Here is a 23,710-nt window from a genome sequence, read left to right as displayed (position 1 = left end):
CGTACGGAAGGAGAAACCAATGAATAAAGCTGTACTACGGGCCGCTTTAGCCGTCCTGGCTTCCGTCATGATCGGCGGTCAGGGCGCCTTAGCCGCCTCTTGGGAAACGGATAGTCTCCGGGGCCCGGAGCAGCAGATCATGGTCAATGTCACCAGTCAGGCAGGCTCCGGGGATATGGGCAGCATGAACGGGGCGGAGAAGAATGCGACGTTTCGTATTCCGTCCCGGCTTGCCGTGCTGCCGGACAGCACGGTACTGATTTCGGATTCAAGGAATCATATGATTCGCATGCTGGCTCAAGGACGGGTTGGCACCTACGCGGGCATCCTGTATGAAATGGACGGTAAAGGGTTTCCGGTCGGAGGTCTTTTGGACGGACCTGGCGACATGGCTCTATTCCAGGAGCCGCACGGAATGGCCGTAGATGCCGGAGGCAATGTCTATGTAGCTGATGCGGGAAATCACGCGATCCGGAAAATCGACGCTTCCGGCAGAGTCTCTACCGTAGCCGGAAACGGTTTGATCGGATTAAAGGACGGCAGGGGAAAAGACGCCTCCTTCTACCGCCCGACGGATGTGGCTGCCGCGCCTGACGGAACGCTGTATGTAGCGGATACGCTCAATCATGTCATCCGCCGCATTACTCCGTCCGGTGAGGTAAAGACGCTGAATGCCCCTTCAACCCGGGCCGTGGAAGTGTCTCCGGGCCAGGCTTCACCGGCCGGCGATTACGCCGACGGCGACTTGAAACAGGCGAAATTTAACGAGCCGGGCGGGCTCGTGATGGACGACAAAGGCAATTTATATGTCAGCGACTCGGGCAATCAACGCATTCGCTATATCGATTTGCAGGCGGGTACGGTAACCACCGTAGCCGGAGGAGGGACCGCCTCCGCGACCAAAGACTTGTATGCTCCGGGGGATTATGCGGACGGAGAAGCGGGCCATGCCAGATTCAACTTCCCGCTCGGCCTGGCACGGACAAGGGAAGGCGGGCTGATTATTGCGGACAGTCAAAACCACGCGGTTCGTTATTTATGGAACGGCCGGGTTACTACGCTTGCAGGCGTACCCGGCAGCACCACGGGCGAGCTGGACGGCATTGAAGGACACGCGCGGATGCATAGGCCTACCGGTGTAGCCGTACAAGCTGACGGCAGCATTCTGGTGGCGGATGCCTATAACAACAAGCTGCGTCAAATTCGTTTGTACAGCCTTCCGGCGGATTTGCCCAAGGACAACAACGTCAAGGTCGTAGTAGACGATCAATGGATTCCATTCGAAGTCCATCCGGATTTGACAAACGGCCGCACGATGGTACCGGTCCGCACCATGGCGGAAGCGCTTGGCTATGAAGTGACGTTCGACGCCGGGACCCGCACCGTACGGCTCAGCAAGGACGGTACAATCATTGAAATGGGCATGGACAGGAATGGATTAAAGCGGACGGCAAAAGGCAGGGAATGGAGCTCGGAAACGGATGCGGCGCCTTATATCAAGCAGGACCGCATGTTCGTTCCTATACGTTTCGTTGCAGAAGCAATCGGCCTGGACGTCCAATGGGATAACGCTTCCCGTACGGCCATCCTCCGTCATAAGACCATCGACACTGCGCGTTAAACGTTCAAAGCCGGGAAGAGGGCTATCTTCCGACTTTCAATGAAATTCGCCTTCCCGGCCGATCGTTCGGCCTGCGGAAGGCGTTTTTGTTCCCCATACTCTCAAAAACCGCACGGCAAACGCCGATAATTTAGTGGACGAGGCGGAAAGAGGGGAATGCTCTTGAAATCGAAGGATCCAAAAGATCAGCTTCAACTCTTTTTTAAGCAGGACCCGCAGTATTTAAAAACATATGTCAAAGAGCATCCGAACAATAAGATGGCGTGGTACTTGCTTGGACGCGAATACGAAGCGCAGGGCAAACAAGGCAAGGCGCTGTATTGTTACGCCCAGGCAGGCGAAATATACGAGGCTTATGAGAATCAGAAGGTCAATCTGCCCCCCGAAGCATTGGAGCAGATCCGGGGTTGGGGCTCGACCCGCAAGCGCCGCCGCCGTATGGGCCGTCTCCGATTAGGCTTGGCGCTCCTGATGTTGGCGGCTGCGGTATTATTCGCGCCAGGCGCTCCTTCATTGCCTGTATACGTAACGGAGAAGGAAGTGCCGCTCCCGGAAGGCGTAACCCCCGCACAGCTGCAGGAGACAAAAGTCTATTATATTACCGGAGGGAAGACCCAGGAAAGGATCGGAGCCGCTTTACAGAGCATGCTGCTGGAGGAGAGAATCAGCAGCTTCGCGATTTTGGCCAGGGGGATTCCGATGGGACAAACCTCGTGGATCAGCTGGCTGAGAAAGCCGGAGGTGCTGCTTTCCGTCGAAGCGAAGCAGGATGCTTCGCAGCAGCAAATCAATTACCATGATGCCGAGAGCTGCGGCTGTCAGCCGGCCGATCCTGGCAAGGCGGAGCAGATCGTAGCCGCATGGATGTCCAAACAGGAGCAGGAGCTCGTGCTGAAATCAGCCATAGCGTATTATACCAAAGCGAATGGCCGGGCACCGGAGCAGTTGACGGAATTAACCGCGCCTTATCCCGGTAATGTGCTGCCCGGCGTTACCGCGGACATGCAGGAGCTGTTCGACCGGCAGAAAGATGAAATCGCTGCCGAAACGGCCGAATGGGTAAAGCAAAACGGGTCGCCAAAAGCGTCAGAGGCCATGCCGGGCGCGGAAGGCTTGACGAGGCCGATGAAGGAGCCGCTGCGGATTGTGGTCGACAAGTCCGCCCACCGTTTGGCTCTAGTCAGCGGCAATCTGATCGTGCGCAGCTACGCCGTCGGGCTGGGAGGCGACCGTACGCCCGAAGGGACCTTTGCGATCACGGAAAAGGTCCGCAACCCGAACGGGAAGTCGAACGGCGAGTTCGGCAGCCGGGGCATGACGCTTTCGGATACCCTTTATGCCATTCACGGAACGAACCGGCCGTCGAGCATCGGCAAGGACGAGTCCCTGGGCTGTATCCGGATGCGCAAGGAGGATGTGGAAGAACTGTTCGACATGACGCCGCTCGGTACACCGGTAACGATCGGCAGAGGGCTGCTGCCGGCGGAAGAATCACGCAGCGGGAGCCCGTTCAGGCTGCCGCTGCAGACCGGGGAAACGAACCCGGGGAAAGTGTACCGATGGCTGAACTGAAAGGTCGGCTTGGCCGGACAGAGGCTTCGGGCTTCCCTGGAGGATGGCTAGCTGCCGAGGATGAGGAGTACGGCCATGATGATGACAATCGCTGCAAATATGGAGCTGATCCAGATGATCAGCTTTTTGTTCGGCTGCTCCTTCGCTTTGCGCTGCAAATAGGAGGAGTTTTTTTTCTTTGGCATGACAATCGGCCCTTCCGAAAGAGTGAGTTTAAACATAATATTAACATAATGCAGCCGGATTGGCAGGGGGATTTTGCAGCTTGTCCTCTTTATTTTTGTCCCGCAAAACGATACACTGTCAAAAGAGAGTAAAAGACGAGAGAACGTGCGGGGAGAGGACAGAAGTATGCTTTACAAAAAAATCGCCAAACCGGTTCTATTTGGGATGGACCCGGAAAAAGCGCATCATGTTATCATTGACGGAATGCATACGGTCGGTAAGCTGCCAGGGGGGCGAATGCTGCTCCGTTCGGTATGGGGGGTTCGGCCGGCTCCTGAGCTGGAGATGCAGCTTTGGGGAATTACGTTTGCCAATCCTGTCGGATTAGCAGCGGGACTGGATAAGAATGCGAAGGCGGTCCCCGCATTTTCAAACATCGGCTTCGGGTTTATGGAGGTTGGAACGGTAACGCCCAAGCCCCAGGCGGGCAATGAGCTGCCCCGCTTGTTCAGACTGCCGGAAGACGCTGCGCTGATCAACCGAATGGGCTTTAATAATGTAGGCATTGAAGGAATGAAGCGTAATTTGCGGAATCAGGGGAAGCGAACGATCCCGCTGGCGATTAATATCGGCAAAAATAAATCGACGCCAAACGAGCAGGCGGAGGAAGATTACCGTGCATGCATCCAGGCGCTGTATGGTTACGGCGACTTTTTCGTTGTGAATATCAGCTCTCCGAATACGCCGGATTTGCGCAATCTTCAGCATGGAGACGACTTGTCCAGGCTGCTTGCCGCCGTGAAGGACGAGGTACGCAAGCAGCATGCGCGCTTTGGCGGAAGGGAAAAGCCCGTGCTGGTGAAAATCGCTCCGGACCTGCAGCCGCAAGAAGTGGAATATATGGTGGATACGATCTTGCGGAGCAATATTTCCGGCATCATCGTCTCGAACACGACCATCTCCCGCGACGGGCTGCAGAGTGCGCACCGCAGCGAGGCCGGGGGATTGAGCGGCCGTCCGCTCACTAAGCGATCCACGCAGCTCATTCGCGCTGTTTACAAAGCAACAGGCGGGCAGCTTCCGATTATCGGTTCGGGGGGGATTTTCTCCGCGGAAGACGCCTATGAAAAAATACGGGCCGGGGCCAGTCTGGTTGAAGTCTATACGGGATTGATCTATGAAGGTCCTGCTCTTATCGGACGCATTAACGAGGGACTTCGGGCTTTACTTCGAAAGGACGGTTTCAAGCATATTTCCGAAGCGATCGGTTCAGAGCATCGAGGCTAGGAGAATGGAGGAGTAGCGATTGGACGGACGCGATTGGAAAAAATTCCTTATGCCCTATGAACAAGCGGTTGAGGAATTGAAAGTAAAGTTCAAAACCATGCGCGCAGAACTGAAAATCTGGGAGGAATATTCTCCGGTTGAATTCGTCACGGGCCGGGTCAAACGGATTTCGAGCATTCTGGAAAAATCCAAGCGGCTCAATGTGCCTATGGAAAAGCTGGAGACAGGTATCGAGGATATTGCCGGGATCCGGATCATGTGCCAATTCGTCGAGGACATTGAACGGCTGGCCGAACTGATCCGCAAACGCGAGGATATGAAGCTGATCTACGAGAAGGATTACATTCTCAATAAAAAGCCAAGCGGCTACCGCAGCTACCATATGATCGTAGAATACCCGGTACAAACGGCGCTCGGCATGAAGCGGGTATTGGCCGAAATCCAGCTCCGCACGCTGGCGATGAATTTTTGGGCTACGATTGAGCATTCGTTGAACTATAAATATCGGGAAAGCCTGCCGGAGAAGGTGCTGAACCGGCTCAGCAAGGCGGCGGAAGCGGCGTTTCTGCTCGACCAGGAAATGAGCAACATCCGCGAGGAAATTATGGAAGCTCAGAAGCTGTTCGAGGATAAATCGAACATCGTCAACCGGGTTCTAAACGGCATCCAGGAGCTGTATTTTTACCACCGGGTTCGCGAGGCGGCGCAGTTTCAGCTGCGCTTCAACGAGCTTTGGGATACGGATGACGTCTGGCATTTGAAGCGTCTTTCCAGCGAAATCGAAGATGCCATCATCCGGGCCAAAAAAGGTTCAACGCCGTAAACCGGCTCCGGATAAAATGGGGGAGGGTTGCCCTTTGAATACCTATGATCCTCTGTATGTACAGTTTGTATACTATTTTAATGAAGCAAGGGATTACTTCGAATGTCACGAGGTGATGGAGGAATTGTGGCTGGAAGAAGGCCGAAATCCTCTTTATCAAGGCCTGCTGCAGGTAGCGGTAGGCCTTTACCATTATAGGAACGGGAATGTGAACGGGGCGATAAAGCTGTTTACCGCTGCGATAGAAAAGCTGGAGGGATATCCGGGCGATCGTCTCGGGATCGATCTGCACCAGCTTCGCGAGGACAGCAAAACGTATCTGGCGAAGCTTCTTCGTTTGGAGGAAGAACCGTTTGCTTTTTACGATTTGGATATTCGGGTCACGGATCCGCAGCTGGAAGCGCTGGTGGAAGAGCTTCGCCTGCATCCGCCGGAGGCTCATGAAGAGGATGCGCCGTGAAGGCCCCGGGATCATAGGGACAACGGGCTGAAAAAAGCAGAGGACAGCGGCTCCTCTGCTTCTATGTGAAGGGCTATTGTTTATGTTTGGCGATAAAGCTGCGGAACGTATCGGCGGTTTGTTCGCCTTCCAGACGTTCTACTTCTTTGCCGTCTTTATAATATACGAAAGTAGGCGTGAATTGAATATTATACCGCTGCCAGGCGTCACGGTATTCCTCCAGGTTAAATTGTTTGACATCCACGTTCAGTTCTTTGGCGACAGGCATCAGCACCGGAGTCGTCGCTTTGCAGTGGGAGCAGGTGGATGCAAAATAGTAGAGGAAAAAATCTTCCTGTGCGGCGATTTTCTTGTCCAGTGCGTCAGGTAAAATAATGTTCTGGTAGTTAGGATCGTCAAGCAGCTTCAGCGTTTCGGGATGAAGCTTGCTCGGGTCAATGCCGTATACATTATCGGCATACTTGCCGTATTTGGCTTGATTGGCCTGCTGATTTACAACATAAAGCGCGCCGAAGAGAACGACGATGATGGATAAATAAATGCCAAGCTTTTTCATAGTGCTCCTCTTTTCTTCTTAGTGGTGTAACGTTCTTTCAAAATATTCGTTACTTACTCTTTCGTTTCCTTCTACGATTGTACCCTAAAAATGAAGGAATTTCGAACTTGCGGATGACATGAGCGGTTGAAGCGGATGCGGGGATCCGCTCGTTGCGGAGCCGGACGATAATAAGTACAATTGGACTAATGCCTGTAGAACAATTAAAGCGAGTTGAGAACTGATGACGGTGCTGATGCTGCCTGAAGCATTTTTGGATAAAATGGAACGTTTGCTGGGGGCGGAGTCTGCGGATTTTCTGGCTTCCTACCATAAGGAGCGGCTGTACGGGCTGCGTGTCAATTCATTGAAGCTCAAGCCGTCCCGGTTTCAGGAGCTGACGAATTTCCGGCTGGAGCCGGTGCCCTGGACGGAAACCGGGTTCTATTACCGTGAAGAGGATCGTCCGGGGAAGCATCCGCATTACCATGCCGGACTATACTACATCCAGGAGCCAAGCGCTATGGCGCCTGCGGAGCTGCTCGACGTACGTCCCGGCGACCGGGTGCTTGATTTGTGCGCCGCGCCCGGGGGCAAAACCACCCAGCTCGCCGGGAAGCTGCAGGGGACCGGCGTGCTTGTCGCCAATGACGTGCATCCGGACCGGGTCAAGGCGCTGGTGAAAAATATCGAGCTCAGCGGAGTTCGAAACGCGGTTGTGCTCAATGAAAATCCGGACAAGCTGGTGGAGCCTTTCGCCGGATATTTCGATAAAATCCTGGTCGATGCCCCCTGCTCGGGGGAGGGGATGTTCCGCAAGGAAGAGGACATGGCGAAAGCCTGGCGTCCGGATTGGCCCGGGAAGTACGCTGCGATACAGCGGATCTTGCTGCGGCAGGCGGCTCGTATGCTGCGTTCCGGCGGTCGGCTGGTGTATTCGACCTGCACGTTCTCGCCGGAGGAGAATGAAGCGATCATCGCGGAGTTTCTTGAAGCGCATCCTTTATTCGAGGTGGAGCCGATTCCGGAACGCAGCGGCTGGATGCCGGGACGTCCTGACTGGCTGGGCGAACAAGGCGGCCGCGCGGCCGAGGTTGCCGGCACGGCAAAGCTGTGGCCCCATCGCCTTGAGGGCGAAGGCCACTTTGTCGCGGTGCTGCGCCATCGCGGGCAGGCTGCGCCGGAGGAGGCGGGCGCGCGGCCCTTCGTGACGCAGGCCGCCGCTAAGGCGCCACGCCGGGAAGGCAAGCGGCCCGCGAAGGCCGCGGCGGCCGACCCGCGCGAGGCGCTTGCGCGCTTTGCGGCGGAGCAGCTGGCGGCGGCGCCGTACGACGCCGCGGGCCTTGTGTGCCGCGGCGAGCATGTGTACGCTGCGCCAATGGGGCTGCCGCCGCTGGACGGAGTCCGGGTCATCCGGCCCGGCTGGTACCTCGGCAGCGCCGCGGGCCAGCGCTTTGTGCCGTCGCACGCGCTGGCGATGGGGCTGCGCGCGGAGGAGGCGCTGCGTACGGTGACCTTCACGGCCGACGATCCGCGGGCCGTGCGCTACTTGAAGGGCGAGACGCTGATGCACGCCCCCGACGAGCTGCGTACGGCCGGAGAAGGTGTGCCGGCCAAGGGCTACTGCCTCGTCTGCATCGACGGTTTTCCCGCCGGCTGGGCCAAATGGCAGGACGGCCTGCTCAAGAACGAATATCCTCCCGGCTGGAGGTGGACATAGAGATGAAAGCAACGCTTCGTTTAGACAAGCTTCTCGCTCATACGGGCTTCGGTACGCGCAGCGAGATCAAACAGCTGGTAAAACGCGGAGCCGTCAGCGTGAATGGCAGGACGGTCAAAGACAGCGGGCAGCAGGTGCATCCGGAGCGCGATGAAATCCATGTGGACGGAGAGCCGGTCGTGTACCGGGAATTCGTTTACCTGATGCTGAACAAGCCGCAGGGTGTTGTTTCGGCCACGGAAGACACCCGGGACCGTACTGTTCTGGATCTGATCGATAGTAGGTACGCCCATTTTGATTTGTTTCCCGTCGGACGGCTGGATAAAGATACGGAAGGGCTGCTGCTGCTGACCAATGACGGCAAGCTGGCTCATCAATTGCTGTCTCCCCGCAAGCATGTGCCCAAAACGTATTATGCCGAGGTAGAGGGAGCCGTAGACGAAAGCGATAAGGCTGCGTTTGCCCGCGGCGTCACGTTGGATGACGGGTACGTCACGATGCCGGCGGAGCTTGTCATTCTGCACAGGGGAAACCCGGCGCAATCCGAGCTGTCCCGTATTGAGCTCACCATTATGGAAGGGAAGTTTCATCAGGTAAAACGCATGTTCCAATCGGTTGGGAAACGCGTCGTTTTTCTCAAACGGATCGCCATGGGACCGCTGAAGCTTGACCCGAATCTTCCTGCAGGGAAGTACCGGGAGTTGACGGAAAAAGAACGGCTGTCTTTAAAGGAGCATGGTGAATATCATAAGAGCTAGAGAAGGAAGTGGGCAGGAAATGCAATACCAATTAATTGCGCTTGATGTGGACGGAACGCTGTTGAACGACAATTACGAGCTGACAGAGCGTACGGTATCCACACTCCGGCGGGTTCATGAGGCGGGGAGCCGTATCGTGCTGTGTACCGGGAGAGCACCGGAAAGCTCGGTTCCGATTATGGAGCAAATGGGATTTGAGGGGGTGCTGATTGCGCATAACGGGGCCGCTACGGTCGAGACGCCGGGCTCCCGGCTGCTGCATGAATTTTCTTTTCCGATCGGGCATATTGCGGGGCTTGTCCAATACTGCCGCGCGGAGCATGTGCATTTTGACTTGAACACCTCATGGAAAATGTATGTGGAACACGTAGGCGAAGCGGAAGCGGCGATGTACGAAAAATATATGGCGGTTCCGGAACGGGTCGATGATGTGCTTGCCTTGACGGTACCTATCGTGAAATTTACGATGTTCGGTTCGCAGGAAGCGATGGATCGGGTAGAACGGCAATTGGCTTCATTCGACCTGCCGTCCTCGCTTCAAGCGATCCGGAGCGGAGCGCATTTTATCGACGTCATGCTCAAATCCGTATCCAAGGGACGTGCGCTGAGCAACCTTTCCGGGATGTGGGGGATTGAACCGTCCTCTATTCTGGCCATGGGCAATTATTATAACGATATCGATATGCTCCGCTTTGCCGGGCTTGGCATAGCCATGGGCAATTCTCCGGAGGAGGTCAAGCTGGCTGCGGATGAGGTTGCACTTTCAAATAATGAGGAAGGCGTGGCAGAAGCGCTTATGCGTCATGTGTGCCCGGAGTTGGCGGGCCAATAAGCGTATGTATGAGCTGCCGCGGCCGGCAAAAGAAGGCTTGGAGAATGCTCCGGCCTTCTTTTGCCGGCATGCTCTTTCATGGATTACCGCAGCAAATCAATAAATGCCTGCCCTAAGCAAGACCACCAGCAGAATAAACAAAACCAGAATGACACCCGTCGATGTGAAATAACCGTGAGAATGAGACATGGAAATACCTCCTTAACGTGATTGTTTTCATCTAATGCCGCATTGAAATCTTTTATAGGGCAACTGTCTGCTATAGGATATGACATATGACCGTATTGGTTTGGGCGGATGACCCGGGGCGCATAAATTTTGGCCGGGAGAGGACATGCTAATCGTGTAACCATACTGTGCCAGCTTGGAGGGGACCCGAATGAATCATGTCATGCTTAGACCGGATTTGAAAACGGCCGGCGGAGAGGTTTGCGACATTTTGTACAAAAATCGTTTTGTTGGAACGCTGGCGTTAGTCTACCGGGAATCCGACCGAATCGCGGGCACGCTCCAGTTGGAGAAAGAAGTGTTGTCCGAGACCGAAAAAGACGAGGTATCCGATCACGTGCACACTTATGTCTGGGCGCTTGTGGACGCTTTGCGTGCACGTGATTGCGAAGTAATGGTCACTTACAGCAGTTATGATCACGTCATTGCGACAGAAGACGCGCCATCGCCGCAAAACCGCAGTTCCGATGCGGAGGAGGTGCCGGAATACGGTCCCGATTGGGTGGACTACAGTACACGCCTGGAGGATGAGAATCCGGACGAACGGGAAGAGTATACGATGGCCGATTATGAAATGGTCGTTGTTGGTGAGGACGACGATTCGATTGAGTATCATATTTATGACCATGAGGACGATCTGGTAGCTGAAGTTTTCCTCACCATAGAAGACCGTATCGTGACAGGAACGGTCGATTGGCTGTTCGAGCCGTCGGAAAAAGAGCTGAATACCATCGCCGATTTGATCATTCTTGATTTTAACGAGGATGAAGTGGACGGCTTTGTCATTCATATGCAGCACCTCGATGAACTCATCGAAACCATCGAACTGACGCATGAGGATCTGCTGCCGAAAGACGATGCAGACGATGATCCGGACGTTTATTCAAGCCCTTTGCGGAATGAGTATACGATTGTCCTGGCACGCGATGACGGGGGTGTGCTTACGTATGAGATCTATCAGCAATCTCGCGGCGGCTTGCCGATCGGGACGGCTACGGTGGATATCAGTCAGCGGCAGCTTACGGGCTTTATCGATTTCCGGGAGCCGGGAAGCACGGACGATCGCGAGCTGATCGCTACCTTATTGATGGAAGAGCTGGATAAAGAGAAGGACTATGATACCATAAATCTGACGATGATGCACAAAAACCGGCTGATCGAAGAAGTATTGTTCGAGACGGAGCACGTGCATTAATGAGAAAGGCTGTTCCGCAAGATGAGCTCATCCAGCGGGACAGCCTTCATTATATTACCGGCAAGACGCCGGTCGCTTGCCTTTAGCGCCTGAGCCCTTTGGGGTAGTGATTCTTAAGCTGGTGCCCCGTTTGCTTGCCCCAGCCGAGGGGGTAACCGTCGACGGTAACCAGGGTCCAGCCGCTGCCTGCCGCGGGACGTTCGATGACTTCTCCTTGAAGATAGCGCTGTACTTGCGAACTGTCCGCTGCGAAGTCCGCCGCATGGCTGACAGTCAAAGCCGAGGGCAGGGCAAGAGCGAGGGCATGGGCAGGCTCAAGCCGTCCCTTCTTCACTTCCCCAAGATGCAGACCCGGTCGCAGCACCTTCATGCCCTGTAGCCATGCGCCGTCAAACGGGCAGTCCATCACGGTCGGCAGCCAGTACAGCTGCCCGCCGAAGAGCAGCGGTTCACCCGGCGGAAGCTCGAAACGGCCGGGGCTCAATGCCTCCGCGGCGAAGTCTTTAAACAGCCGCATGGCGTCCTCTTCGGGACGCTGTTTTCGCCCGCCCCGTTGTGCCCTTTTGCGAGATTGGGAGGCTGCCGCCGTTAGGCTCCCCGATGCTTCCGAGAGCTGCAGGACGGCTACAAAGTGACCTTCCCCGGCCTCAAGATGCGGCCAAATGCGCTCCATCCGCTCGAGCTGAAGCTTCGGGTACCGCTGCAGCAGCGCTTCGACCGTCCGTTCATTCTCCAGCTCATTGAATGTGCAGGTGGAATAGGCCAGCCGTCCGCCCGGCTTCAGCATCGTGACGGCGGCATCCAGGATGTCCTTCTGCCGCGCCGCGCACATCTCCACATGTTCAGGCGACCATTCCTTGATCGTGTCCGGATCCTTCCGGAACATGCCTTCGCCGGAGCAGGGGGCGTCCACCATGATTTTATCGAAAAAGCGGGGAAACCGTTCGGCCAGCTGCCGAGGCGCCGCGCTGACCACAACGGCGTTAGGCACACCCATCCGTTCGATGTTTTCCGACAAGATTTTGGCCCGCGCAGGATGGATTTCATTCGAAATCAGGAGCCCCCGGCCCGCAAGCTTGCCGGCAATCTGTGTCGACTTGCCTCCCGGAGCGGCGGCAAGATCCAATACGATCTCACCAGGACGCGGATCCAGCAGCTCGACGGCGGACATGGCCGAAGGCTCTTGTATGTAATACACGCCGGCCGCATGGTAAGGATGCTTTCCCGGTTTTGTTTCCTCCCGGTAATAAAATCCGGTGTCGCACCAGGGCACCGATTCAAGACCGAACATCTTTACCAGCGGCTCTAAGGCGAGTCCGTTACTCCTGCTGATTTTGACCGGGTTCAAACGCAAACCCAGGACCCGGGGAAAAGTATAGCTCAAGAGGAACGCTTCCGCGCCGTCGCCGAGCTGCCGTTTCATTTGTTCGATAAATGCTTCGGGTAATTGCATCATAGGATGCGTTTCTCTCCTTTGTCTGCAAACTATTCTTCATTATACAAGCTTCGCCATATTGTGAGAAGTCTACCCCGCGTGATATAATAGTTCGTTGATTCAGTAAGGTTGTCGCCAAGATTCTATACCCGTATCTGAATCACCTTGACTGACGCTCCGTCCCGAGGGGCCGGCATCGCGTTTATCCTTGGGTAAAGAGGTGAATGACCAATGGAATACGAAATCCCCAAAAAAGTGCAAACGTTAGGGGAAGACATACAGAAGAGCCAGCTCAAGTATCATGACAGAGAAGTGCTCGTATCGAAGGAATTCACATTTGACAGCGCGCACCATCTGCATTGTTATGAGGGCAAGTGCAAAAGCCTCCACGGGCATACGTATAAGCTCCAGGTGATCATGCGGGGCAAGGTGGACGAGCGGGGCATTACGATTGATTTTGCCGACATCAAACGAATAGCGAAAGCCCGCATCCTCGACAGGCTGGATCACCGTTATTTGAATGAAGTCCTGCCGCCGATGAACACCACTGCCGAAAACATGGTCGTCTGGATGTATGAGCAGCTGCGGGACGCTTTGGCAAGCGAAGGGCTGTACCCTGCGGTGCGGGTAGAGGAAGTCCGTTTATGGGAGACACCTACCAGCTACGCTTCGGTGACGGCTAGGTTGATGGGAGATGAACTCTCTTGAGTCAAGCTGCCGAACGTGTAGACATAAACGAGATTAAACTGCCCATGGTTGAAATTTTCGAGACGGTGGAGGGAGAAGGGTCGCGAGCGGGCTTCCCGACGGTATTTATACGTTTGTTCGGATGCAACCTGCGCTGCACCTGGTGTGATACCAAATACAGCTATCCGCCAGCGGAAGCGGAATTCGTGATGACCATAGGCGATATCGTGGCGGAGGCAAGCCGTTATTCATCAAAGCATGTGTGTCTGACGGGCGGCGAGCCGCTGCTCTACGGGGACAGATCGACGGCTCTGATTGAAGCCCTGGCTGCCACCGGGAGATATACGGATCTGCATATCGAGACCAACGGAGCCATTGACCTTACCCCGTACCTGGAAAGGATCAAATCTCCGATTGTAAGGTATATTATGGATTACAAGCTGCCCGATTCCGGTGAAGAGGACAAAATGATTACAGCGAACCTGTCCAAGCTGCGTCCCCAGGACGAGCTGAAATTCGTGATCGGCAGCGACCGCGATTTTCTGGCGGCCAAAACGGTGCTCGAAACGTTCCCGACGGCTGCGCTGCCGCTGTTCAGTCCTGTATGGGAAACGATGCCCCCTGACAAGCTGGTCCGTCTCATGCTGGAACACGGGTTGTCCCAGGTCAAGCTGAATATGCAGATGCACAAAATCATTTGGGACCCGGCGATGCGCGGCGTATGAGTGCGGCCGGGCTTTTCGGTTTGAAAGGACCAACCAACGATACGAGAGTAAAGGCAGGGATAGTATTGCATATGAAAAAGGCAGTCGTCATTTTAAGCGGCGGTTTGGACAGTACAACGTGCATGGGAATTGCACAAGAGGCCGGTTACGAACTGTATCCGATTACCTTCGATTACGGGCAGCGTCAAAGAAGAGAAATTGAGAACGCCCGGCAAGTGGCCGAATTTTACGGCGTGTCGGACAGGCATCGGGTGATTTCGCTCGGATTCCTTAAAGAATTCGGCGGCAGCGCGCTGACCGATGAATCGATCGAGGTGCCGCCGGCCGGGGAAAGTGGCGCGGTAGACTCCGAGATTCCGATTACTTATGTACCGGGGCGCAATCTGCTGTTCCTTTCGATCGCCACGTCTTATGCCGAGGTGAGCGGAGCTGAAGCGATCTATATCGGTGTCAATGCCCTAGATTACAGCGGCTATCCAGACTGCCGTCCGGAGTTTATCCGCAAGGTGCAGGAGGTCATGGCTCTTGCTACCCGCGTAGGTGTTGAAGGGGGGCCGATCCGGATTGAGACGCCGCTGATCCATTGGACCAAAGCGGAGATTATCCGGGAAGGGATGCGGCTTGGCGTGCCGTATCAGCTTACGACCTCTTGCTATAACGGGCAGGAGGAGGCCTGCGGCGTATGCGACAGCTGCCGTCTCCGGCTGAAAGGCTTTGCCGATGCGCAAGCAACGGATCCTGTTCCGTATCGGACCGGAAAGGAATAAAAAAACCGGCACTCCAGGCTCAAATGAGCCTTAAGTGCCGGTTTTTTTTGCGTTAATGCTTCAATTCCTTTTCGATCTTTTCGATCAGTTGTTCCGAACTGGCGGCTTCCATATATTCCGATTCGTAACCGAACCATTTCTTAGGGCGGTTAACAATGACAAACGGGTTAAGCTTGCATCGTTCGCAGTGGTCCAGACAGCCTCTTACTTTTTGGATAAGATGAGGATGGTTATCTTCCATATGTTCATAGGTTTGTGTATTCTTCAGCCGCAGATTATTGCTGCAATATTCTAAAAAGACAGATCTCAATGACAGCACATCCTTATCCGGGAATCAGCTTAGAGTACTTCACGACGGTTGTAATTATATCGATGTACCCGAGCCTCGTCAATGTGATGCCGAATATCGCCAGCGGAATTTATTTTTCGTGATCATATGTAAACGTGGTTCCAACCTCCGAATCGTGCTCCGGAGAGTGACGTTCCTGGCCTTGCAGCTTTTTTTGTTTCCAGAAGAGGACGGTAAGCATCCGTTCAATCCATTCCTTATCCGTAGGGGTAAGCTCAATGCCGTCAAAAACAAGATCATTCTCGCGTAGAAACCTCCGCAAGTTAATGTGGGTCTTTTTATAGTTGCGGTTTTCATGCTCTACGGATGATTTGTCCAGGTAGCCGGCGATCTGCATCAGCTCGGTGTAAGGGATATTCAGCCCTTCCGACAGCTTCATCAGCACGTCGGGTGAGGGAACGCCGCGGTTCCCGTTCTCCAATTGGGAGATGTAGGCCGCCGAGACGCCGGACCGGTCCGCCAGCTCGCGTATCGTGAACCCTTTCATTTTGCGCATATCTTTTAACTGATCATAGAAATCCATAGGCAACCTCTCATTAAAAGGATAAAAAACGAACAGGTAAACAAAGGTTAACAATATTATAATATCAGTATACAATAGCAAATACAATGTCGGACCAACGAATCATTGGCCGATGGATGATATTTAAGTTTTTTTGCGAAATTTCGTAACTTTCTGTAGAGTTTTGGATACAAATTGTATATAATTGTCGTATAAGTCAAAAAGGAGTCGGGCATTATGTACTATTGTATTTTATGCGAAGAGATCCATACGTTGAAATATTCCGAATGTGAAACCGTTTTTTCATCTGGATTCCATTACTATAATCTTACCCTTTACAATGCAGGCATGTGCCAGTGTGAGTACTGCCATCTGGAAGAGGAGCATTCGGCTTCAGCCTAAGGCCGGTTGACATCTCGTCGGGATCTCCTGAACCGGCTTTACAGCGGCCGGCCGTTTGGCCTGCGGCAAAGGGTTCTCCCGATCTTGGTTGCAACGCGATATTCCTGCCTAAGGACCGTTTTCGGTGAAAAAAGACCAAGGGACCCTTACGGGTCCCGAGGTTTTAGTTTGGTAAGAGACTCAGATGTCGGAATTCCTTGTAATCCATCGAATTTCTCAGCACCCCGATGATCTGCACGGATCATGCCCCATCCCCCATTAAACCATCTACGGACCAATTCATTTGACCCACGGAGATCTCGTCGTATTTGAAACGAGTGCACCGTTAAAATCACCGGCCTTGTATATCCCTGCTGTTTGTGCGGCATTCACATACGGTGTATCCCAATTACCTGATGCTGTACCGACATCCAGTGCCAATGCGGAAACTAGCATTTTAACGAATTCTGCTCGAGAAACCTTGTTGTTAGGGAGAAAGTTTCCGGCAGGATAACCATCAACATAACCGCGCTTAACGGCTTGAACGATGCTGGATTCCGCCCAGTGGCCTGCAATGTCTTTGAAGCTATTTCGGATGACCTTATTTAATATCATCGGCGAGTGCAGCGGTTGCCGTTTGAGTACCAGCTGGTGCTTGTGCGGACAAGAGTGTAAGTGCGGCCATGCAAATGAATAGTGTTCTTCATTTTTTCCTCCTAGAAATCTTTTGGAACAGGAGTAAATGGTTAACAACAACACAACGACTAGACCTCCGGTCCGATCTATCCGGACGTTATCTAATTTTTAGATCGATTTGCTGTTCCGGTGCATTTTTCATTACAATTAGATAGAAGAATAAATCGCGGGAGAGGGTGTGGATAACGGTGTTCAGCCGGACAGAGAGCTTAAAACAATATATCAAGTGGTACCCCGTCACTGCGGTTTTGATCTGTATTCATATCATTCTGGTGGGTCTGATGGAATGGTTCGGTTCATCCCAGGATACCGTTACATTGATTCAATTCGGAGCATTATATGACCTGCCGAATCTGGAACCGGAAGCGTGGCGGTATTTTACGGCGATGTTTTTGCATATCGGATTCGCTCATTTGCTCTTTAATTGCTTTGCTTTATACGTGTTTGCGCCGCCGCTGGAGCGAATGCTTGGAAAATGGAGGTATGCGCTGTTTTATCTGGTGTGCGGCTTGGCCGGGAACCTCGTCAGCGCCTGGTTTCATCAAGACTATTTTGTCTCGGCCGGCGCATCGGGCGCGATTTATGGCATTTATGCCGCATATTTATATTTGGCCGTGTTCCGCAAAGATATCATCGACCACCAGACGAAGCAAGTCGTGCTTACGATTATCGGAGTCGGATTTATCTACTCCATCGTTGTTCCGGATATCGATATTTATGCCCATCTGGGAGGCTTTCTCGGAGGGCTGGCGGCGATGGCACTGATCGTGCTTTTTATAAAAAGAAGAACCCGGAGATCAGCTTAGAAAAAGAGGCAAGGCCAAATGCAGGCGCCAAAGGTGAACAACACTTGTTCTCCAGGCGCTTTTTTTGTCGAAGAAAAGACATAAAAATATACAATAGTGAACTTATTTGGTTGCATTAGTAAATTAAAGTGGTATAATTGTAAGTGGTATAATAAAAAAGTAGGTTTGTGAAAGTTTGGGGGGCTGAAAATGAAAATTAAAGCCAAAACGAACGCCATCGTAAGAGCGCGGATTGTCAAAGGGATGACACAGCGGGAGCTTGCAAAATTATCGGGCTTAAGCTATGCGTACATCAGCCTGCTGGAGCGTTCGGTCAAACCTGTCGGGCCCGCCACCGCCAAGAAGCTCAGCGAGCTGTTGGAACAGCCGATGGAGGAGCTGTTTAACATCGAGTAAACCTGCGCCGGACGGATGCCGATTGCCGACATGGAGTGCAGCATAGCCGCATCCGGACTTTGTTCATAAAATTACGGCAGTCGGAAGCTTTCTGTCTCTGTCTCCGGACTGCCATCACTGCGCTCGCTGAGTCTAAAAGCCTACGACTTTGTTTTTTCCGGTCGTTTTGGCTTGGTACATCGCTTCATCTGCCTGCTTGATCAGTTCCTCCGCTGTTACCCCTTTGGAATAATAGCTGTAGCCCACACTGACGGTAACGTTCGTTTCCTCTTCGACCCTTGAACGTATCCGCTCTGCCAGACTTTCCGCCTTCGTATCCGGATCCGTGATCAGCACGACGATTTCCTCACCGCCGTAGCGCCCGCAAATGCCGGCATCCTCTGTTTCCTCCTTCACGATTTGGGCGACCTTTTTTAATGCCAGATCCCCCATCTGATGGCCTTTCGTATCGTTTAATTTTTTGAAATTGTCAATATCGCTGAAAAGTACGGCTACCGGCACACGCTGCTGTACGTATTGCTTCACCCGGTTTTCAAAATATTTGCGGTTATACAGCCGGGTCAGTCCGTCGGTAATGGACGATATATAAATGGCTTGCATCAGCTCGATGACGCGTTCGAAGATAAACAGAAACAGCACGATATGGAATGCAAAAGGGATGGTTCGTTCCAACAGATCCAGCGCACGCTGACTTCCGTTAAAGAGATAAAGATTGGCCATATGCACGGTATGCATCACGAAATAAACAGTTAGCATCAGCTGGTATTTGCCGTTTTGTCCGATTCTCGGATTCACCAGCATAAAGCTTACAAAAATAAGAATAAACAAATACAGCTCCATGCCGAGCGGGCGCAGAAGCGCATGATGTTCCTCGCTGCTCTGAAGCCAGATTGGAGCATACCAATAGGTTAGTGCTGCCGCAACGCTTAAAGCGCCGGACAAGAAAAAAACGACAATATCTCTTTTGCGCGTGACGTTATACAGCTGATACATTCCGATATTCATCATAACAAAGGCGAGCACTTTAAGCACAAGCGCCGTAAATGTCTGCACATCGCCCGTATTGTGCGATAACGTCTGGTGAACTAATTGGCCGTACTGCAGGAGAAAAATACCAAGTGCCACGACCATGGAGAGGTAGCCGATTTTGCGGCGGGTGATCAGAAGGCGGATCGAAACGAACATCGTCATCCCTATAATTACAATCAGCATGGAGTGCAGGAAAACCGGCCCCGCAGGTCCGAAAAACATATCCGATATCGTGAAGTTGTCCATGAAAAGTGGCAGGCCCCCATTATCAAACGGTTACATATGACCCATTATACCAAACATATATTCGAGCAGGGAAGTCTTGTAGTCCTTTTCCATACCTGATAGGATTAGGATGAAGAGACATGCGGGACAGCCGCAACAACAACGGGAAGACCGGAGGTAGGTCTGCTAATGCGCATATTGCAAGCTTTGTTTTTTCCCCCGGAGCAGCCGGGCGGGGTTTCCTCCATGGTTCCCTTCATGCTGGAGCGCTTCAACAAACGGGGCTGGGAAATGGAACTGTTTTCCTTGCCCAAGAGGGTGCGAGGCAAAGGCGGCGAAGAGGTTCATTTCTCTACGTTCGATTGGGAGCCGTACGCCGGAAATCCGGTAGTCGATAAATATATTCAGACGATAAAGGACTATATATGGTGGACAAAGCTTCGCATCAAATCTTCTTACGATCTGATTCATGCCCATCATCCGATTGCCGGTCTCGTCATGAAACGGCTTTTTCCGGATACGCCGCTCATTATGACGATCCATTCCAGCTACGAGCGCGAATTGAAGCTAAACGGAAAAATTAGTGAAGACGGCCCGGAATACCAGTTTCTTACCTCGCTCTACAGGGAGCTTGAGGAGAAGGCGGACCAGCTGATCACCGTATCCAACTCATTCAAGCAGTATTTATCCGATTATGTGCAGGAGCCCGAGAAAATAGGAGTCATTCCCAACGGATTCGACGAGAAAAGGTTTCGCCCGGTACATCATGAGAATCAGGTGCCTCAGCTGATCAGCGTCTGCCGCCTGGTTCCGGCCAAAGGGCTGGATACGCTGCTGTACGCTTGCGCGGAGCTGAAACGCAAGGGGCTGCCGTTCGTGCTTCATTTGATCGGAGACGGACCGATTCGTCCGGAGCTGGAGGCGCTGGCGCAAAAGCTGGGCATTTATGACGATACGATTTTTTACGGCTATATGCTTCACCCGGAAGATTTTATGCCGTTTTTCGATGTGTTTGTACTGCCTTCCCGCGCAGAAGCTTTCGGGTCGGTGTTCGCCGAGGCTGCGCTTTGCGGTCTTGCCCTCGTAGGGACGCGGGTCGGAGGAATCGCCGAGCAGATTGAGCACGGCGTCAACGGTCTTCTGGTTCCCGTAGACGATGTGGCTGCGCTCGCGGCGGCGCTGGAGAAAGTGGCCGGCGACCCGATGTACCGGTATCAGCTGTCGAGGGTCGCGCTGGAGAAGGCGCTCAAATCGTATTCGATGACACGGATTGTTCAGCAGCTGCGCAGTGTGTACCGCAGCTACCGGAAAGACGCCTAGATTTCTTATGAAAGGTCGTGAGAAGCATGAGGTCTTTTCGTTTTATTCACGCGGCGGATCTGCACTTGGACAGTCCGTTTCGCGGTTTGGCCGGACTTCCCGAAGCATGGCGGGAGCGGGTGAAGGAGGCGAGCTTCACCGCGCTTTTGCGGCTCACGGATCTGGCGGTCAGCCAGAGGGCTGATTTCGTAGTGTTCAGCGGCGATATATATGATGCCAAAGACCGTTCGCTGCGCGCTCAGCTGCGGTTCCGGCAAGCTTTGGAGACGCTGGCGGGTCATCGGATACCCGCCTTTGTCATCCATGGAAACCACGATCCTCTGCATGACGGATACAGCGCGAAGCTCACATGGCCCGATGAAGTCAAAGTGTTCGGCGCAGGCGGGGTGGAAAGCGAAATCGTCCGGGCTGCGGACGGGGAGGCTTTGGCAAGGGTCTCGGGCATTTCCTTCGGAAAATCTTCGGTGACGGACAATTTGACGCCGGGGTTTCGCGGTTGGGGTGACGGTTTGTATCATATCGGAATGCTTCACACCAACGTGGACGGCGACGCAAAGCACGACAACTATGCTCCGTGCCGTCTGGGCGATTTGCTTGCCCGCGGCGTCGATTACTGGGCGCTCGGGCATATACATACGCGGCGCATCCTGCACGAGAAGCCGTGGGTTGTTTATCCGGGCAACGTGCAGGGCCGGCATATTCGCGAGACCGGGCCCAGGGGATGTTATCTCGTCGATGTCTCGGCTTCAGGAGAGACGGAGCTTACGTTTCACGCGCTGGATGATGTGAGATGGCAGGAAGCGGAAGCGGCTATAGACGGCCTGGCAACGGAACAGCAGCTGATGGAAGCGTTGGAGGAAGCCGTCTGGGCAGCCGCCGAGGCAGGCGAAGGACGGGCCGTGATCTTGAGGGTGACGCTGACAGGCCGGGGTCCGATGCATACCGTGCTCAAACGCGGCGGGGTGCTGGCCGAACTTGGATCGGCCCTGAAGGAAAGCCTGGCCAGGCATACCGTCTGGGTGGAGTCGGTAGAAGACCGGACCGGCGCGCCGATAGACCGCGGAGAACTGGAAGGCCGCCCGGGATTTCTCGGGGATCTGCTGCGGCTTGCGGAAGCGGCAGGCGCTGACCCTGCCCGGTTGGCTGCGTTTGCGGCCGAAGCGCTCTCGCCGCTTTCTGCGCAGCCCCGTCTTGCGGCGCTGCTGGCGGAATTGGGCGAGGAGGAGCTTGGGCAATGGCTGCATGAGGCGGAGGAGCTTGCCATCGACATGCTGGCAGGGACGGAAACGAGGTGGAGCGGATGAGAATCGAGCGGCTGGATATCGGAGCGTTCGGAGGGATCCGGGACCTGAGTTTATCTTTTGAAGGCCCCGTATCTCTTGTGTACGGGCCGAATGAAGCTGGTAAAAGCACGATCTTGAATTTCATCCGTGCGGTGCTGTTCGGCTTTGGGACGAGAGGAGCGGCGGACCGCTACAGCCCGCGGCAGGGAGGCGGCCAAGGCGGTGCGATTACGCTTTCGGACGAGCAGGGCAGACGCATTCGCGTGGAGCGTTGGTCCAGCCCTCAGGGCGGCCGCGGAAGAACGCCGGCAGCTGGCCGGGTCCGCGTGACGTTTCCGGACGGGACGACAGGCGGGGAACCGGAGCTGTCGGCACTGCTTGGCGGCATTACGCCCGAACTGTTTCGCAGCTTGTTCGCTTTCGGCCTGACGGAGCTGCAGGAGCTGGGGACGCTGCAAAGCGATGAGATCAGCGGCTTTTTGTACAGCGCGGGGCTTGGCGCAAGCGGAACGGAGCTTCGCACAGCGGAGAAGAAGCTCGCTCAGGAGCTTGAGCAGCTGTTTCGGCCGCGCGGCCGGACGCCGCTGATCAACCGCGCGCTGCAGGATCTGGATGCGGCAGAAGCGGAGCTGGCCGAAAGCCGGGCTCAGGCGGAGCGGTATAATGCCATGGAAGCGGAAGCGGGGCAGCTGGCCGCCGAGCAGGAAAGGCTGGAAGCGCTGCAGACGGAGCTCGCCATGCAGGCGGACTGGTTGGAGCGCTGCCTTCGGGCGAGACCGCACTGGGTTCGCGCCAAGGAACTGAAGCAGGAGCTCGGCGCGCTTCCGGACGGACTGGAGCGGTTTCCTGAAGACGCGGTCAGTCGGCTTGACGCAATCTTAACCGAACGGGAGCGGCTTGCTGCGGAAAAGGACCGTCTGGAGCTGGCGCAGTCCGAGCTGCGCCGGGGGATAGAGGATTTGCTTTCAATGGAGGGTTCGGACCGGAATGTCCTGGACCGGCAAACCGAGCTTGAAGACCTGCTCGAGCGCCGCCCGGCCTATGAGGAGGCGAAGCGGCTGCTTGCCGAAGCGGAGGCGGAGGAAGAGCAGCTTGCCTCTGAGCTGGAGCGGCTGCTGCGGAGGATTGACCCGCAGTGGACAGCGGAGCATGTGGAAGGGCTCCCGTCGCCCGTCATGCTGCGGGAGCAAGCGTCCGCCTTCAGGGAGGAGTGGCGTGTCTGGCGGCAGGAGGATGCGCTGCTGACGGCGGAGCTGGAGCGGATCCGGCAGGAGCTCGGCGATTCGGATGGACGGCTGTCGGAGGACGAGCCGTTCTACGCTGCCGATGAAGAAGCCGTCCGCGAAGGGCTGGAGCGGATCAAATCGGCCCGCCGCCTGCTGTCCGACTGGAAGGATGCGCTGAAGGAAATCCAATTTGCCCGGCAGCGGGAGAAGGATTGGGAGCAGTATCACCGCTCAGGCTCCTCAGGGGGCGGTTCCGGCGCCCCTTTATACGGAGTCTATACCCTGACGCTGTTAATTCCGGGCGCGCTGGCGATCATGCAGGAGTTTGTAGCCGCAGGCGTTACTTTTGTCATTTTGCTTGGCGTTAGCCTGGTTTGGACCGTCACGCGCCGATCGGCGTCGAAGGGCGCGTCGCGGCAGCGCCGCCCCTACGCAGGCGGGTTGGCCGCGGATGCTCCGGCGCAGGCGGCCGCGCTGGAGGCGGCGCTGGCTGCGGAGCTGCGCCGGCTGCGGCGTCTCGCGGATGCGGGAGCCGCCGCGGAGACGGCCGCCGCAGCCGAGCCTGCCGACTGGCTCGGCGCCCCGGACCCGGCGCCTGCCGCGCTGCCGCTGCAGCCGGAGGGCATCGAGCCGTGGCTCGATGCCCTCGACCAGCAGCTCCGCACGCGGCAGGCGCAGCTTGCGGCG

General features: G+C 54.9%; 25 protein-coding genes. 17 read left to right on the top strand and 8 right to left on the bottom strand.

Annotation, left to right across the window (positions count from 1 at the left end; all coding sequences use genetic code 11):
- Nucleotides 1-19 precede the first annotated feature (19 nt).
- Both NR121_RS14480 and NR121_RS14475 read left to right on the top strand, forming a co-directional pair.
- The gene (locus NR121_RS14480; protein ID WP_054819037.1) at nt 20-1,621 is read left to right on the top strand and encodes a stalk domain-containing protein; all 1,602 of its coding nucleotides are present in this window, start codon (nt 20-22) and stop codon (nt 1,619-1,621) included.
- A gap of 162 nt (nt 1,622-1,783) precedes the next feature.
- A complete protein-coding gene (locus NR121_RS14475; RefSeq protein WP_256831382.1) occupies nt 1,784-3,193 on the top strand; it encodes a L,D-transpeptidase family protein in 1,410 nt (469 codons plus the stop codon).
- Nucleotides 3,194-3,240: 47 nt separating this feature from the next.
- Here NR121_RS14475 and NR121_RS14470 read toward each other — a convergent pair whose 3' ends face one another.
- Nucleotides 3,241-3,378 (bottom strand): hypothetical protein, encoded by a 138-nt coding sequence (locus tag NR121_RS14470; RefSeq protein WP_171005842.1) that lies wholly within the window; start codon nt 3,376-3,378, stop codon nt 3,241-3,243.
- Nucleotides 3,379-3,544: 166 nt separating this feature from the next.
- On the opposite strand from NR121_RS14470, the gene NR121_RS14465 reads away from it, so the two are divergent.
- The 3 genes from NR121_RS14465 to NR121_RS14455 are packed head-to-tail and all read left to right on the top strand — an operon-like array spanning nt 3,545 to nt 5,928.
- Complete coding sequence (locus tag NR121_RS14465; RefSeq protein ID WP_054819040.1) at nt 3,545-4,645, top strand: quinone-dependent dihydroorotate dehydrogenase; 1,101 nt, start codon at nt 3,545-3,547, stop codon at nt 4,643-4,645.
- A gap of 19 nt (nt 4,646-4,664) precedes the next feature.
- Nucleotides 4,665-5,468 carry a GTP diphosphokinase gene (gene yjbM, locus NR121_RS14460; protein ID WP_062407171.1) on the top strand — a complete coding sequence of 268 codons (804 nt, stop codon included), beginning with the start codon at nt 4,665-4,667 and terminating at the stop codon, nt 5,466-5,468.
- Nucleotides 5,469-5,502: 34 nt separating this feature from the next.
- Nucleotides 5,503-5,928 (top strand): DUF309 domain-containing protein, encoded by a 426-nt coding sequence (locus NR121_RS14455; RefSeq protein WP_235594243.1) that lies wholly within the window; start codon nt 5,503-5,505, stop codon nt 5,926-5,928.
- A gap of 73 nt (nt 5,929-6,001) precedes the next feature.
- Here NR121_RS14455 and NR121_RS14450 read toward each other — a convergent pair whose 3' ends face one another.
- Nucleotides 6,002-6,484, bottom strand: coding sequence for a thioredoxin family protein (locus tag NR121_RS14450; RefSeq protein ID WP_256831380.1), 483 nt, complete (start codon nt 6,482-6,484; stop codon nt 6,002-6,004).
- Between the two features lie 223 nt (nt 6,485-6,707).
- On the opposite strand from NR121_RS14450, the gene NR121_RS14445 reads away from it, so the two are divergent.
- The 3 genes from NR121_RS14445 to NR121_RS14435 are packed head-to-tail and all read left to right on the top strand — an operon-like array spanning nt 6,708 to nt 9,773.
- Nucleotides 6,708-8,183 (top strand): RsmB/NOP family class I SAM-dependent RNA methyltransferase, encoded by a 1,476-nt coding sequence (locus NR121_RS14445; RefSeq protein WP_137669943.1) that lies wholly within the window; start codon nt 6,708-6,710, stop codon nt 8,181-8,183.
- Nucleotides 8,184-8,185: 2 nt separating this feature from the next.
- Nucleotides 8,186-8,941, top strand: coding sequence for a pseudouridine synthase (locus NR121_RS14440; RefSeq protein ID WP_074727887.1), 756 nt, complete (start codon nt 8,186-8,188; stop codon nt 8,939-8,941).
- Between the two features lie 19 nt (nt 8,942-8,960).
- Nucleotides 8,961-9,773 carry a Cof-type HAD-IIB family hydrolase gene (locus NR121_RS14435; protein WP_054820140.1) on the top strand — a complete coding sequence of 271 codons (813 nt, stop codon included), beginning with the start codon at nt 8,961-8,963 and terminating at the stop codon, nt 9,771-9,773.
- A gap of 96 nt (nt 9,774-9,869) precedes the next feature.
- Here NR121_RS14435 and NR121_RS14430 read toward each other — a convergent pair whose 3' ends face one another.
- A complete protein-coding gene (locus tag NR121_RS14430; RefSeq protein ID WP_082660651.1) occupies nt 9,870-9,962 on the bottom strand; it encodes a sporulation protein YjcZ in 93 nt (30 codons plus the stop codon).
- Nucleotides 9,963-10,152: 190 nt separating this feature from the next.
- Between NR121_RS14430 and NR121_RS14425 the strand changes: the two genes are divergently transcribed.
- Entirely contained in the window at nt 10,153-11,196 is a 1,044-nt protein-coding gene (locus NR121_RS14425; protein WP_054820139.1) for a hypothetical protein, read from the top strand.
- Between the two features lie 82 nt (nt 11,197-11,278).
- Here the strand turns inward: NR121_RS14425 and NR121_RS14420 are convergent, their stop codons facing one another.
- On the bottom strand, nt 11,279-12,652 hold the full coding sequence (locus NR121_RS14420; RefSeq protein WP_256831379.1) for an RsmB/NOP family class I SAM-dependent RNA methyltransferase: 1,374 nt from the start codon (nt 12,650-12,652) through the stop codon (nt 11,279-11,281).
- Nucleotides 12,653-12,862: 210 nt separating this feature from the next.
- Between NR121_RS14420 and queD the strand changes: the two genes are divergently transcribed.
- The 3 genes from queD to queC all read left to right on the top strand — a co-directional run bounded on the left by queD (nt 12,863) and on the right by queC (nt 14,810).
- Nucleotides 12,863-13,339, top strand: a complete 477-nt coding sequence (gene queD, locus NR121_RS14415) for a 6-carboxytetrahydropterin synthase QueD (protein ID WP_062407184.1) — start codon at nt 12,863-12,865, stop codon at nt 13,337-13,339.
- 44 nt (nt 13,340-13,383) lie between these two features.
- Nucleotides 13,384-14,043 carry a 7-carboxy-7-deazaguanine synthase QueE gene (locus NR121_RS14410; protein ID WP_082660972.1) on the top strand — a complete coding sequence of 220 codons (660 nt, stop codon included), beginning with the start codon at nt 13,384-13,386 and terminating at the stop codon, nt 14,041-14,043.
- Nucleotides 14,044-14,114: 71 nt separating this feature from the next.
- Nucleotides 14,115-14,810 (top strand): 7-cyano-7-deazaguanine synthase QueC, encoded by a 696-nt coding sequence (queC, locus tag NR121_RS14405; RefSeq protein WP_062410839.1) that lies wholly within the window; start codon nt 14,115-14,117, stop codon nt 14,808-14,810.
- A 52-nt stretch (nt 14,811-14,862) separates the two neighbouring features.
- Here queC and NR121_RS14400 read toward each other — a convergent pair whose 3' ends face one another.
- From NR121_RS14400 to NR121_RS14390, 3 genes are all read right to left on the bottom strand, one after another.
- Entirely contained in the window at nt 14,863-15,120 is a 258-nt protein-coding gene (locus NR121_RS14400) for a DUF1450 domain-containing protein (protein ID WP_054820137.1), read from the bottom strand.
- Between the two features lie 109 nt (nt 15,121-15,229).
- A complete protein-coding gene (locus NR121_RS14395) occupies nt 15,230-15,682 on the bottom strand; it encodes a helix-turn-helix domain-containing protein (RefSeq protein WP_062407185.1) in 453 nt (150 codons plus the stop codon).
- A 660-nt stretch (nt 15,683-16,342) separates the two neighbouring features.
- Nucleotides 16,343-16,801: an S-layer homology domain-containing protein gene (locus tag NR121_RS14390; protein WP_256831377.1), complete on the bottom strand. Its 459-nt coding sequence runs from the start codon at nt 16,799-16,801 to the stop codon at nt 16,343-16,345.
- A 113-nt stretch (nt 16,802-16,914) separates the two neighbouring features.
- Here NR121_RS14390 and NR121_RS14385 point away from each other — a divergent pair, with 113 nt between their 5' ends.
- Together NR121_RS14385 and NR121_RS14380 are read left to right on the top strand one after the other, a co-directional pair.
- Nucleotides 16,915-17,544: a rhomboid family intramembrane serine protease gene (locus tag NR121_RS14385; RefSeq protein WP_256831376.1), complete on the top strand. Its 630-nt coding sequence runs from the start codon at nt 16,915-16,917 to the stop codon at nt 17,542-17,544.
- 189 nt (nt 17,545-17,733) lie between these two features.
- Nucleotides 17,734-17,940, top strand: coding sequence for a helix-turn-helix domain-containing protein (locus NR121_RS14380; protein ID WP_054820134.1), 207 nt, complete (start codon nt 17,734-17,736; stop codon nt 17,938-17,940).
- Nucleotides 17,941-18,072: 132 nt separating this feature from the next.
- On the opposite strand, the gene NR121_RS14375 is transcribed toward NR121_RS14380, so the two are convergent.
- On the bottom strand, nt 18,073-19,215 hold the full coding sequence (locus NR121_RS14375; RefSeq protein WP_256831375.1) for a GGDEF domain-containing protein: 1,143 nt from the start codon (nt 19,213-19,215) through the stop codon (nt 18,073-18,075).
- Nucleotides 19,216-19,383: 168 nt separating this feature from the next.
- Between NR121_RS14375 and NR121_RS14370 the strand changes: the two genes are divergently transcribed.
- The 3 genes from NR121_RS14370 to NR121_RS14360 form a co-directional block, all read left to right on the top strand.
- Nucleotides 19,384-20,514 (top strand): glycosyltransferase family 4 protein, encoded by a 1,131-nt coding sequence (locus NR121_RS14370; protein WP_062407190.1) that lies wholly within the window; start codon nt 19,384-19,386, stop codon nt 20,512-20,514.
- 26 nt (nt 20,515-20,540) lie between these two features.
- Complete coding sequence (locus tag NR121_RS14365) at nt 20,541-21,818, top strand: metallophosphoesterase family protein (RefSeq protein WP_256831374.1); 1,278 nt, start codon at nt 20,541-20,543, stop codon at nt 21,816-21,818.
- A partial coding sequence (locus NR121_RS14360; protein WP_256831373.1) for an AAA family ATPase occupies nt 21,815-23,710 on the top strand: 1,896 nt, incomplete at its 3' end. The genes NR121_RS14365 and NR121_RS14360, both read left to right, overlap by 4 nt.

It is taken from the genome of Paenibacillus sp. Pae15 (assembly GCF_024519685.1).
Lineage (GTDB): Bacteria > Bacillota > Bacilli > Paenibacillales > NBRC-103111 > Paenibacillus_G > Paenibacillus_G naphthalenovorans.
Note: the sequence above shows the minus strand (reverse complement) of the source record. Positions and strands in the feature narration are given on the sequence as shown.

Bases quoted from the DNA above. Each gene is read 5' to 3' on its own strand.
- NR121_RS14480 (WP_054819037.1), top strand. From the start codon at position 20: ATGAATAAAGCTGTACTACGGGCCGCTTTAGCCGTCCTGGCTTCCGTC.
- NR121_RS14470 (WP_171005842.1), bottom strand. From the start codon at position 3,378: ATGCCAAAGAAAAAAAACTCCTCCTATTTGCAGCGCAAAGCGAAGGAG.
- NR121_RS14465 (WP_054819040.1), top strand. From the start codon at position 3,545: ATGCTTTACAAAAAAATCGCCAAACCGGTTCTATTTGGGATGGACCCG.
- NR121_RS14450 (WP_256831380.1), bottom strand. From the start codon at position 6,484: ATGAAAAAGCTTGGCATTTATTTATCCATCATCGTCGTTCTCTTCGGC.
- NR121_RS14445 (WP_137669943.1), top strand. From the start codon at position 6,708: ATGACGGTGCTGATGCTGCCTGAAGCATTTTTGGATAAAATGGAACGT.
- NR121_RS14440 (WP_074727887.1), top strand. From the start codon at position 8,186: ATGAAAGCAACGCTTCGTTTAGACAAGCTTCTCGCTCATACGGGCTTC.
- NR121_RS14435 (WP_054820140.1), top strand. From the start codon at position 8,961: ATGCAATACCAATTAATTGCGCTTGATGTGGACGGAACGCTGTTGAAC.
- NR121_RS14430 (WP_082660651.1), bottom strand. From the start codon at position 9,962: ATGTCTCATTCTCACGGTTATTTCACATCGACGGGTGTCATTCTGGTT.
- NR121_RS14425 (WP_054820139.1), top strand. From the start codon at position 10,153: ATGAATCATGTCATGCTTAGACCGGATTTGAAAACGGCCGGCGGAGAG.
- NR121_RS14420 (WP_256831379.1), bottom strand. From the start codon at position 12,652: ATGATGCAATTACCCGAAGCATTTATCGAACAAATGAAACGGCAGCTC.
- queD (WP_062407184.1), top strand. From the start codon at position 12,863: ATGGAATACGAAATCCCCAAAAAAGTGCAAACGTTAGGGGAAGACATA.
- NR121_RS14410 (WP_082660972.1), top strand. From the start codon at position 13,384: ATGGTTGAAATTTTCGAGACGGTGGAGGGAGAAGGGTCGCGAGCGGGC.
- queC (WP_062410839.1), top strand. From the start codon at position 14,115: ATGAAAAAGGCAGTCGTCATTTTAAGCGGCGGTTTGGACAGTACAACG.
- NR121_RS14395 (WP_062407185.1), bottom strand. From the start codon at position 15,682: ATGGATTTCTATGATCAGTTAAAAGATATGCGCAAAATGAAAGGGTTC.
- NR121_RS14380 (WP_054820134.1), top strand. From the start codon at position 17,734: ATGAAAATTAAAGCCAAAACGAACGCCATCGTAAGAGCGCGGATTGTC.
- NR121_RS14375 (WP_256831375.1), bottom strand. From the start codon at position 19,215: ATGGACAACTTCACGATATCGGATATGTTTTTCGGACCTGCGGGGCCG.
- NR121_RS14370 (WP_062407190.1), top strand. From the start codon at position 19,384: ATGCGCATATTGCAAGCTTTGTTTTTTCCCCCGGAGCAGCCGGGCGGG.
- NR121_RS14365 (WP_256831374.1), top strand. From the start codon at position 20,541: ATGAGGTCTTTTCGTTTTATTCACGCGGCGGATCTGCACTTGGACAGT.